Source organism: Legionella sp. (assembly GCF_047605385.1).
Classification (GTDB): domain Bacteria; phylum Pseudomonadota; class Gammaproteobacteria; order Legionellales; family Legionellaceae; genus Legionella.
This window is the reverse complement of record NZ_JASGFU010000084.1, coordinates 1-9755: the sequence shown is the minus strand read 5'-3', so window position 1 is coordinate 9755 and position 9755 is coordinate 1. Positions and strand designations below refer to the sequence as shown.

Genomic DNA, 9755 nt, shown 5'->3' with positions numbered 1-9755 from the left:
GCGCGGTGGAGAGGGGAAGCCCGGTGAGCTCAATTAAATACCTGGGGAGTTACTATGATGGATTTAGAATCTACAATTAGGCACAATATTTAGATAATAAGGCTTTAATTTAACTCTTCACTGTTGCAGCTCAAATGCTAAGGTAAATCTAAGTGTAATTTTAATGCAGAATTAATCTTGGATAAGATTAAATTACTAACGACACCATGAACCTTCATATTAGAAATTCTGTCTTTAGAAATAGTTCTGATTTGATGACATTGAGCTTTTGAAGTTTTCGACAAACCACTTTCATTAATGCTAAGCAGAACTTCAAATGGATAAACTTTATTTACGTTTGATGTAATAGGGATAATGGTAATCGTATTAGCAAAATTATTATTAGCATTATTGCTTATAATCAGCACCGGGCGAAATTTCTTAGTTTCATCGCCCACTGTAGGATCTAAATCTGCATAATAAATCTCACCACGTTTCATTTTCTTCAAGCCCATCTAAAGATGTATTCTCAAATGCTAAATCAATTTCTTGATTCGCTTCTCTGTAATAAACCTCAAGTTGCTTTTGTTGCAGCAAGTAAAGTGCTTCTTTAATAACCTCGGAGCGGCTTTTTAGATGATGATCCACAAGGTAACTTTCAATAAATTCACATTGCTGTTGAGGCAAGGAAATAGATAGTTTTTGAACAAGCATAATATCTTCCTCCTTATATTCTTACTTTTAAGAATACCATAAGTAGGAATTATTTCAAGTATTCGTTAAATAAACGGAGCGGCCTGTTGAAAAAATTGGATTCAAGGGTATCACTACGTTATGGCTAACAATAGCAGTCGCAGTTTTGATAATGACACATAATCAGGGGATTGTGGTGGTTACAATAGCTGGATGCTTCACACGAAATTGTTCCAATTCTTGACGTCTTTGCAATTATAAATAGAGCAGTAAGTTCTAACAGATCATAACAATGATTCATTCGCTTATCCAGAAATCATAGATCGGACTTTTAACCCATAGCCATCAGGCTCAGTGTCCCAGGGGTCTGTCCCGGACCCCGGAAGAGTACTATTGTAATATATAACACTAACTAAGCTGGGGCAGTTTGCTCTGGATAATCCAGTACAATTATCTTGGTTCCCAAAGTCATAAAGTTTTCATTTAACCACTTGGCAGCACTTGGAAATACGCGAATACAGCCATGACTTGATGGATGTTCAGGAACTTCATAAGCCGCGTGGATTGTTACTCCTTGATGGAAGTACATACAATAAGGCATTTTTGCACCACCATGTGTATCTACAGGGTACTCTCCTGAACGACAATCAATACCTCGTTTATTGTACACACGGAAGGTCCCAGTAATTGTACGACATGATTGATTTGGATTTTCTTCACACACATCAACACCTGCAGAACCAGCTCCAGTTAAGAGACGATTTCCTTCCTCATCATAAGCAGCCCACGCAGAAGCCTTGGGATCAAAAACAAAGCGTTTTTCACCAGTAGCATTAATTTTCATAGGGAAATAATTACGACCACGCTTGTCTTTCGTGTAATGAATGGTGCGATGTACATAACCCGCATCATCAGTAATTAAAGTAGATTCGTCATAATCAACGCACGATGTTAAGTCAATGCATAAGATGAGACTAGCCCAAAACAACTTGTTCATTTAATTATTATCTCCGCAAAGTAAAATACCTTCATTCGTATGAAGGAGGGTTAAATTAAGAAAAATATTAACACACTGCACACTTAAGACTCTAACCTCTTATACTTAATTCGAGATGGCCTATCTGCCGCATCACCCAAGCGACGTTTTCTGTCTGCTTCATAATCACTGTAGTTACCTTCAATGAAGGCAATCTGTGAATCGCCTTCAAAAGCCATTAAGTGGGTACAGACTCTATCTAAGAACCATCTATCATGCGAAATTACGATTGCACAACCAGGAAAGTTAAGCAGCGCATCCTCCAAGGCTCGTAAGGTTTCCACATCCAAATCATTACTGGGTTCATCAAGTAATAACACATTACCGCCGCTTTTAAGCAATTTTGCTAAGTGCACACGATTACGTTCCCCTCCTGAAAGCTGCGACATTTTCTTTTGCTGATCTGTATTTTTAAAATTAAAGCGACCAACATAAGCACGTGAAGGCATTTGAAAACTTCCTACTTGCATAATATCTAAACCGTCAGAAATCTCTTCCCATACCGATTTATTGGCATCAAGATTATCCCGTAACTGATCCACATAAGCTAATTGCACGGTTTCACCAACACGAATCGTGCCACTATCAGGCGGTTCTTGGCCAGTAATCATTTTCAAGAAAGTTGATTTACCAGCACCGTTTGGACCAATAATCCCAAGAATTCCCCCTTTTGGTAATTTGAAATCAAGCTTATCAATTAAGATACGCTCTCCAAATGCTTTATTAATTTGTATCCCTTCAAGAACTAAATCACCTAAACGCTCACCTGGGGGAATATAAATTTCATTGGTTTCATTACGTTTTTGGAATTCTTTAGAATTCATTTCTTCAAAACGAGCCAAGCGTGCTTTATTTTTTGCATGACGTCCTTTAGGTGAGGTACGTACCCACTCTAATTCTGCTTTAATTGCACGTTGATGAGAATCTTCCTGCCTCTTCTCCATTTCTAAACGAGCTTCTTTTTGCTCAAGCCAGGAAGAATAATTTCCTTTATAAGGGATACCCTCACCGCGGTCTAATTCTAAAATCCACTCCGCAGCATTATCAAGGAAATATCTATCGTGGGTAATCGCTACTACCGTTCCTGGAAAATTTTCCAAATAATGCTCAAGCCATGCCACTGATTCAGCATCCAAGTGGTTGGTAGGCTCATCAAGTAATAACATATCAGGATTAGAAAGCAACAAGCGACATAAAGCCACACGACGACGTTCTCCTCCTGAAAGCTTGCTTACAATAGCATCCCAATCGGGAAGTCTTAAAGCATCAGCAGCAATATCTAATTTTCTATCCAAATCCCAGCCACCGCCAGCTTCAATGAGGTTTTGCAATTCGCCTTGCTCTACCAATAAGTTATTCATTTCATCATCACTCATAGGCTCAGCAAAACGCATGCTAATTTCATCAAATTTAGCTAAATGTTGTTTCATTTCAGAAACACCTTCTTCAACCACTTCGCGTACTGTTGTATTTACATCTAATTGCGGCTCTTGTTCCAGATAACCAATTTTAATTCCAGGCTGAGGCCTTGCCTCACCTTCAAAGTGTTTATCAACACCTGCCATAATTCGTAATAGGGTAGATTTACCCGAACCATTTAGACCCAAAACACCAATCTTGGCACCAGGGAAAAAACTTAATGAAATATCTTTTAAAATAAATCGCTGGTTTTCAACAATTTTGCTGACACGATTCATGGTAAAAATATACTGTGACATAAATACTCCGTCTTTATAAATCTGCTTTGACTTAAGACCAATCCAAAATTACTTTCCCTGATTGGCCAGATGCCATAATCTGAAAAGCATGTTGATAATCATCCACTTTAAAGTGGTGTGTTGTTACTGGAGAAATATCTAATCCGCTTTGCAACATGGCAATCATTTTATACCAGGTTTCAAACATTTCACGCCCATAAATTCCTTTAATTATTAACCCCTTAAAAATTACCTGATTCCAATCAATAGGAGTTTCTTGCGGTGGAATACCAAGCATGGCTACGTGCCCGCCATGGGTCATTGCGTTCATCATTTCGTTTAATGCTAATGGATTGCCCGACATTTCCAAACCTACATCAAAACCTTCGAGCATCCCTAACTCAGTAATCACATCAGAAAGTTTTTCATATTTAACATTAACTGCGCGGGTAACACCCATTTTACGCGCTAAATCCAAACGGTACTCATTAACGTCAGTAATCACCACATGACGTGCACCAATATGTCTTACAATTGCAGCAGCCATAATACCAATTGGACCAGCACCAGTAATTAGTACATCCTCACCCACAACGTCAAAAGATAAAGCGCAATGCGCCGCATTACCATAGGGATCAAAAATTGCAGCTTGATCATCGGTAATATTATTGGGAAGCACGATGACATTCGATGCAGGAAGCGATAAATACTCACCAAAACATCCAGGACGATTAACACCAACGCCTAAAGTATTACGACAAAGATGACGTTTTCCAGCACGGCAATTACGGCAATAACCGCAAGTAATATGCCCTTCACCAGAAACACGTTGTCCGATACTCAATCCTTGTACCTCTGATCCTTGAGCCACGATTTCACCAACAAATTCATGACCAACAGTCATGGGCACTGGGATCGTAGCTTGTGCCCAATCATCCCAGGAATAAATATGGATGTCTGTTCCACAAATTGCAGTTTTTTTAATTTTAATTAAAACATCATTCACACCATATTTAGGGACAGGAACATCCTCCATCCATATTCCAGGCGCTTTTTTTGCTTTGACTAATGATTTCATGAACATACCTCAAATAACAGAAAACTCCTTCCCAACAATTTCAAATGCTGCCATTGCTTTATCTAAATGATGCAACTCATGAGAAGCAGACATTTGTGTACGAATACGCGCTAAACCTTTAGGCACCACAGGATAAGAAAATCCAACAACATAAATTCCCAATTCAAGCAAACGCTTTGCCATGCGACCTGCTAAACTAGCGTCACCAAGCATGATTGGAATAATCGCATGTTCTCCAGGAATCAAATTAAAACCTAAACGCATCATTCCTTCTCGAAAATAACGACTATTATGCTTTAATTTTTCAGACAAATGATTGTCCTTCATCAAATTCTCTAAAACGACACATGAAGTGTGGGCAATAACTGGTGCTAAGGTATTAGAGAATAAATAAGGTCTAGAGCGCTCACGTAACCAATCTACAATAGTGGCATTAGTTGCAGTATAACCGCCTGAAGCTCCACCTAAGGCTTTACCCAAAGTACCTGTGATCATATCAATTCGTTCTGTGACACCGAAATGCTCTGGCGTACCACGGCCTGTTTCTCCCATAAAACCAACTGCGTGCGAATCATCGACCATAACCATAGCATCATACTTATCAGCCAACTCACAAATAGCAGGCAGATTTGCTAAAATACCATCCATAGAAAAAACACCGTCGGTAGCAATCAAACGAAAACGTGCATTCTTCGCTGCGATCAATTGTTCTTCTAAAGCCTTCATGTCATTATTGGCATAGCGATAACGTGCTGCTTTGCATAAGCGCACGCCATCAATAATACTCGCATGATTTAGTGCATCACTGATGATTGCATCTTCTTCACCTAATAAAGTCTCAAACAAGCCAGTATTCGCATCAAAACAAGATGAATATAATATGGAATCTTCTTTGCTTAAAAATTGACTTATCTTTTGCTCAAGCTGCTTGTGTGGCGTTTGCGTACCACAAATAAAACGCACTGAAGCCATACCATAACCGTATTGCTCTAAAGCTTTTTGCCCCTCAGCGATTAATTGCGGATCATTTGCCAAACCCAGATAGTTGTTCGCACATAGGTTAATTACTTCTTTATGATTAACTAACACTTCAGCTTGCTGCTGACTCTCAATAACGCGCTCTGACTTATAGAGTCCTTCTTTTTTGAGTGTTTCTAATTCGGTTTGTAAAAAATCGCTAAATCGCTCAAGCACGTTTCTCTCCTACATGTAGAATTACGATAAAGTTCACAGATCATAACAAACTTTAAACACAGTCACCACGAAATTAAGATTTAGAACATTATTTTCTTAGCACAGAAGTTATTTTTTTGTTAAGATTGTCCCAAAATATTAATCCACTAAAAACAATTAAATTTACGGTAGAGCAAATGAGTTATCAAAATGCACGTATTAATATGGTCAAGCAACAGCTACGTACTGGTGATGTTTTAGAAGAATCAATACTCAATCTCTATAATTTAGTACCGAGGCACGAGTTTGTGCCTGAACAATATGCTCATTTTGCCTATTCAGACATGCAAATTCCTTTAGGAAACGATCAGCGCATGCTTACTCCATTAGAAGAAGGCACTATACTTCAGGCGCTAAATTTACAAGGAACTGAGACTGTTCTTGAGGTAGGCACAGGAAGTGGTTTTTTTACTGCATTGCTTAGTAAATTATGTAAGAAAGTGATTAGCGTGGATTATTATGCTGAATTCACAACAAATGCCGCACGTAAATTAAAAACACATCACTGCCATAATGTAGAATTAATTACCGGTGATGCGAGCCAAGGATGGCTAGAAAGTGCGCCTTATGAGGTAGTTATTTTTACTGGTGCAAAAGAACAATTAACTGAAACACAATGGCTCCAAGTACTTCCTGGAGGAAAACTTTTTGCCATAGAAGGCAAGTCTCCTATCATGCAAGCCAATCTATATGAATTGGATCATCAAGGGGAATGGCATCAATCTCTGCTATTTGAAACGGATATTCCTTTGCTGATTGATAAGCTAAAACCCAAAGAATTTGTATTCTAACTCCTCTGAGGTTATTAATTCTTTGACTAATTTAAAAGCGATTATTCAACACAAAGCCGCAGGATGACGGACTCTGTATTTTAGGGTGAATGTTATAATGAAAAAACTGTTGATCTGCTCCCTCATGTCTTTGGGTCTGTCTGCGCACATTTATGCAGCAGACTTGATGGATACTTATCATCAAGCCCTCGAAAATGACCCCATATTCAAAAATGCTTATGATACTTATATGGCAAATGCAGAGGCGATTCCTCAAGCACGAGCAGCATTATTACCGCAAGTAACGCTCTCTAGCCAGGCAAACCGAAGCGTTTTAAATCTGAATAGTGGAGCTTTTTCAATCAATAACACCTACTATAATACAGCCTTATGGCAAGTTACTGCATCTCAAGCCCTATTTAATTATGAAGCTTGGGCAAAGGTTCGTCAGGCTAAGGCTTCTGTTAAAGCGGCTCAGGCAACCTTCAATGATGCTGCTCAGGATTTAATGCTAAGAACAGCAAAAGCTTATTTTGATGTTCTTTATGCACAAGATACTTTAAATTTTGCCGAAGCCAAGAAACGAGCAAATTGGCGTCAATACGAACAGGCTCAACAACGATTTCAGGTAGGTCTTGATGCAATTACCTCAGTTTATGAAGCAAAAGCTGCATACGATCAGTCAGTGGCCACCGTAATTGCCTCTAGGAATAATAAGATCAACCAATATGAAAACTTACGCAAACTAACCAATCATGTTTATGAATCCTTAGCTCCTTTGCGTGATAGTAAAATTCCCTTAGTTAAACCTGAACCAAATAATGCAGATAAATGGGTTGATACGGGGTTAAAGCAAAATTATAAATTATTTACCGCTCGCTACAATATGGAAATGGCAAGAGAAAATGTCAAAGCTTTATCTGCAGGAAATTGGCCAACAGTCGCAATACAAAGCAATACCACCCAAACCTATAATTATTTAGGTGACATGCAACCAGACAATAACCCTATCCTGCCTAAAAGTCAGAGGTTATCCAATATTGGATTAGCTTTAAATTTCCCTGTCTTCCAAGGAGGCCTGGTACGCTCACAAACACGACAAGCGCAACATCAATTTCAAGGCAGTAGCGAACAATTTGAACAAGCATATCGTGATGTTGTTGTAAATAGCCGTATCGCATTTAATACAATTACCGATGGAATCAGTAAAGTAAAAGCCGATAGGCAAACGATTATTTCGCAAAAAAACTCCTTGGAAAGTACCGAAGCTCAATTTGAAGTAGGTACTCGTACCATGGTTGATGTAGTCAACGCACAGCAACGTCTGTTTGAAGCACAGCAACAATTGGCGAATGATCAATATAATTTGATTAATTCAGTTTTAGCATTAAAGTATCTGGCTGGTACATTAAGCGTGAATGATTTAGCACAAATTAATTCATGGCTTACAACCACTCGCGTTAAGGGAACTGTCGCTGTTGCCAGCAAAGCAAGCAAATAAGGTTATTTAAATGTCCAATCCTTCTCATGTTGAAAAAAAATTATTGCATTATACTGGCAAAGCTATTGCTGACTTTAACATGATCCAGCGCGGTGATCGTGTTATGGTTTGTTTATCTGGTGGTAAAGATTCCTTTACTTTATTAACCATTTTGGATCAATTACGCCGTCGTTCAGGTAATAAATTCGAACTTTTTTCATTTACCTTAGATCAAGCACAACCGGGTTGGAATGATTCTGCTCTACGCCAATGGTTAGCAGATCGCAATATAAAACATGAAATCCTAACACGTGATACCTATACCATTGTCAAAGAAAAAGTGCCTGAAGGGAAAACCTATTGTTCCTTATGCTCTCGCCTGCGTCGTGGCATTATTTATCGTTATGCTGAAGAAAATGGATACAATAAAATCGCGTTAGGGCACCATCGCGATGATTTAATTCGTACTTTATTAATGTCAATTTTATATAATGGTGATGTCCGATCCATGCCACCAAAATTGCTCAGTGACAATAAAAAGCACATTGTTATCCGCCCTTTAGCCTATGTTCAAGAAAAAGATATTGTTACTTTTGCTAATGAGCAACAGTTCCCTATCATTCCGTGCAATCTGTGCGGGTCACAAGAAAACTTAATGCGTAAAAAAGTAACGCGTTTAATTGATCAATTGGCAGAAGAAAATCCGAAAGTTCCAAGTAATATTTTACATGCTTTACAAAGCATTAAACCCAGCCAACTCATGGACCAAAGTATGTGGAACTTTAAAAACCTTGAACAAGAATTACTCACTGAAAATGCAATAAAGACGGATGAAATTTTTTCTGTAGAAGAATTTGCAGAAAACGAAGAAGTTTAGTTTCTTATTCCAATCAAAACACTTTAAATTACCTACTTCAGGGAACTGTATAGCTCCCTATTCGTTCGCTATAATTCTAAACCTTTCGTAAGCATGGATTTATTTTAAACCTTAATCTATAATAAAACTAGTTAGACTAGTTATTAGGTAACAATTATGAAAATTTGGCAATTGCAAGATGCTAAGGCTCATCTAAGCGAATTAGTAAAAAATGCAGCCTCAGGAAAACCTCAGGAAATTACATTAAGAGGAAAACCTGTAGTCGTTGTTTTATCTGTTCAACAATATGAAAAACTCAAACAACCTAAACAAAAATTTGTGAATTTTTTGAGGCAATCTCCCTTGGTAGAAATAGACATTAATATTGAACGTGACAAAACCTCAATGAGGGATATTGAGTTATGAGCTATTTACTTGATACAAACGTTATATCAGAGCTTGTAAAACCTACTCCTAATGAAAGAGTTTTAAGATGGATTGACGGTATTAATAGCGACCAATTATATCTTAGTGTTATCTCCATTGGGGAAATTAGAAAAGGAGTAGCAAAGATCTTGGATCCTCGCAGACAAGAAAAAATTTCTCAATGGCTTGAAGTTGAATTGCCAGATTATTTTGAAGAACGTATTTTAAATATCAATCTAACAATAGCGGATATGTGGGGACAATTACAAAGCAAAAACAAAGGTTATATGCTTCCAGCTATAGACGGGCTTATTGCTGCAACTGCCCAAGTACATAATCTTACTCTCGTAACAAGGAACACAAAAGATTTTAATCAAGTGTCTATTAACATAATAAACCCGTGGGAAATAGATCCTGATTTATGATAAAAGGGGTACATTATCAAATCATATATGTAACTCCCCAGGTATTTAATTGAGCTCACCGGGCTTCCCTTCTCCACCGCGC

11 protein-coding genes are annotated in these 9755 nt (G+C 38.1%); 5 read left to right on the top strand and 6 right to left on the bottom strand.

What is annotated here, in order from left to right; translation table 11 throughout:
• Window positions 1–137: 137 nt before the first annotated feature.
• The 6 genes from QM652_RS12960 to QM652_RS12935 form a co-directional block, all read right to left on the bottom strand.
• Window positions 138–479 (bottom strand): type II toxin-antitoxin system PemK/MazF family toxin, encoded by a 342-nt coding sequence (locus QM652_RS12960; RefSeq protein ID WP_415076472.1) that lies wholly within the window; start codon window positions 477–479, stop codon window positions 138–140.
• Window positions 466–693, bottom strand: coding sequence for a ribbon-helix-helix domain-containing protein (locus QM652_RS12955; RefSeq protein WP_415076470.1), 228 nt, complete (start codon window positions 691–693; stop codon window positions 466–468). The genes QM652_RS12960 and QM652_RS12955 overlap by 14 nt, the downstream gene beginning before the upstream one ends.
• A gap of 391 nt (window positions 694–1084) precedes the next feature.
• Window positions 1085–1669 (bottom strand): L,D-transpeptidase, encoded by a 585-nt coding sequence (locus QM652_RS12950; RefSeq protein ID WP_415076468.1) that lies wholly within the window; start codon window positions 1667–1669, stop codon window positions 1085–1087.
• Window positions 1670–1752: 83 nt separating this feature from the next.
• The gene (ettA, locus tag QM652_RS12945) at window positions 1753–3426 is read right to left on the bottom strand and encodes an energy-dependent translational throttle protein EttA (protein ID WP_415076466.1); all 1674 of its coding nucleotides are present in this window, start codon (window positions 3424–3426) and stop codon (window positions 1753–1755) included.
• Between the two features lie 31 nt (window positions 3427–3457).
• On the bottom strand, window positions 3458–4483 hold the full coding sequence (gene tdh, locus QM652_RS12940; protein WP_415076464.1) for an L-threonine 3-dehydrogenase: 1026 nt from the start codon (window positions 4481–4483) through the stop codon (window positions 3458–3460).
• Between the two features lie 9 nt (window positions 4484–4492).
• Window positions 4493–5677: a glycine C-acetyltransferase gene (locus QM652_RS12935; RefSeq protein ID WP_415076461.1), complete on the bottom strand. Its 1185-nt coding sequence runs from the start codon at window positions 5675–5677 to the stop codon at window positions 4493–4495.
• Between the two features lie 176 nt (window positions 5678–5853).
• Here QM652_RS12935 and QM652_RS12930 point away from each other — a divergent pair, with 176 nt between their 5' ends.
• The 5 genes from QM652_RS12930 to QM652_RS12910 all read left to right on the top strand — a co-directional run bounded on the left by QM652_RS12930 (window position 5854) and on the right by QM652_RS12910 (window position 9673).
• Window positions 5854–6507 (top strand): protein-L-isoaspartate O-methyltransferase family protein, encoded by a 654-nt coding sequence (locus QM652_RS12930; protein WP_415076459.1) that lies wholly within the window; start codon window positions 5854–5856, stop codon window positions 6505–6507.
• A 97-nt stretch (window positions 6508–6604) separates the two neighbouring features.
• Window positions 6605–7987, top strand: coding sequence for a TolC family outer membrane protein (locus tag QM652_RS12925; RefSeq protein WP_415076457.1), 1383 nt, complete (start codon window positions 6605–6607; stop codon window positions 7985–7987).
• 10 nt (window positions 7988–7997) lie between these two features.
• Complete coding sequence (gene ttcA, locus QM652_RS12920; RefSeq protein WP_415076455.1) at window positions 7998–8843, top strand: tRNA 2-thiocytidine(32) synthetase TtcA; 846 nt, start codon at window positions 7998–8000, stop codon at window positions 8841–8843.
• Window positions 8844–8999: 156 nt separating this feature from the next.
• Window positions 9000–9248 (top strand): type II toxin-antitoxin system Phd/YefM family antitoxin, encoded by a 249-nt coding sequence (locus QM652_RS12915; RefSeq protein WP_415076453.1) that lies wholly within the window; start codon window positions 9000–9002, stop codon window positions 9246–9248.
• Entirely contained in the window at window positions 9245–9673 is a 429-nt protein-coding gene (locus tag QM652_RS12910; protein ID WP_415076451.1) for a type II toxin-antitoxin system VapC family toxin, read from the top strand. The genes QM652_RS12915 and QM652_RS12910 overlap by 4 nt, the downstream gene beginning before the upstream one ends.
• Window positions 9674–9755: the final 82 nt, after the last annotated feature.